This window comes from Undibacterium sp. Ji83W, assembly GCF_049340385.1.
In the GTDB taxonomy this organism is placed as follows: Bacteria; Pseudomonadota; Gammaproteobacteria; order Burkholderiales; family Burkholderiaceae_D; genus Undibacterium.
Map to the genome: position 1 here is coordinate 1 of NZ_JBMPOZ010000059.1, position 1210 is coordinate 1210.

Sequence of the window (1210 nt, forward strand, 5' to 3'; positions counted from 1 at the left end):
TACCTTGTATTATGACGCTTCCGGTAGTTAGTTAATATAATTACCAACAAGTTCTTGGTAGGCATATCAAGATCGAGTGACTGGATGCCGCATCGTACCTTTGGTTTGAAACCTGCAACGTAGATTTTCACACCAGTCACTCACCCCTCGTTTTAAATCGAACAGTATCTTTGGCCCAGCACGCTGGCAGCCCGTATTCACAAGGTAGGTTATCAGAGGATTTGTATGCACGATTTTCATTTAGGAATTGATGTCGCGAAGCTGAAATTAGATTGTACTTTGCGTCTGACAACTGGCAAGTTTCGCCACAAGGTGGTTCAGAACAACCAACAAGGATTTCAGGATTTAAGCGTTTGGCTCAACAAACAAGGTGCATCAATCGCCCATGTCTGCATGGAAGCTACAGGCGTCTATTGGGAGGCCGTGGCACACTATTTTTCTCAACAAAAATTCCCCGTTAGTGTGGTCAACCCTGCACAAATTAAGGCTTTCGGCGTCTCCCGCCTGGTCAGGACCAAGACAGACAAGGTAGATGCGCAACTGATTGCAGAATTTGCTTCTGAGCGCAAGCTTGAACTTTGGATTGCTCCTTCGTTGGCAGAGCAATCTTTACGTGCCATGGTGTTGCGCCTGGATGCATTGCAAATCATGCGGACCCAAGAGCTGAACCGGCTCGACGTCGCCCGTGATGCCATTCGACAAGGAATAGTTGATCATATCGAATGGCTGGATAAAGAAATCAAGTCACTTACCCGGTCTATCAACGACCATATGAACAACGATCCGGATTTGAAAGACAAGCAAAAATTATTAGACAGCATTCCTGGGCTCGGCGAGCGCACGATCGCTGTACTGCTCTCGTACTATGCTGACACTCAACGTTTCACTTCGGTAAAGAAGGCTGTAGCCTTTGCAGGCCTCGACCCGCAGCACCATGAGTCTGGAAGCAGCGTCTGCCACAAAGCAAAAATGTCAAAGATTGGACACACATTTATTCGCAAAGCGCTCTATATGCCTGCCATGGTGACTTTGTATCGAACCACATGGGGTAAGGCTTTCCGACAACGATTAGCCGCAGCTGGAAAACCTGCAATGCTCATTATCGGCGCTATGATGAGAAAACTAGTCCATGTCGCTTTGGGTGTATTGAAATCCGGAAAACCATTCGATGCTAGCTTGCATTTGGCTTGACAGGAATAACAGTATCTAC

At 46.9% G+C, this 1210-nt stretch carries 1 protein-coding gene; it reads left to right on the top strand.

The window, feature by feature from the left end; translation table 11 throughout:
* Nucleotides 1–225 precede the first annotated feature (225 nt).
* Complete coding sequence (locus ACO0LD_RS31700; protein WP_423013520.1) at nucleotides 226–1191, top strand: IS110 family transposase; 966 nt, start codon at nucleotides 226–228, stop codon at nucleotides 1189–1191.
* Nucleotides 1192–1210 lie beyond the last annotated feature (19 nt).

Coding starts and splice junctions, on each gene's coding strand:
- ACO0LD_RS31700 (WP_423013520.1), top strand. CDS start 226: ATGCACGATTTTCATTTAGGAATTGATGTCGCGAAGCTGAAATTAGAT.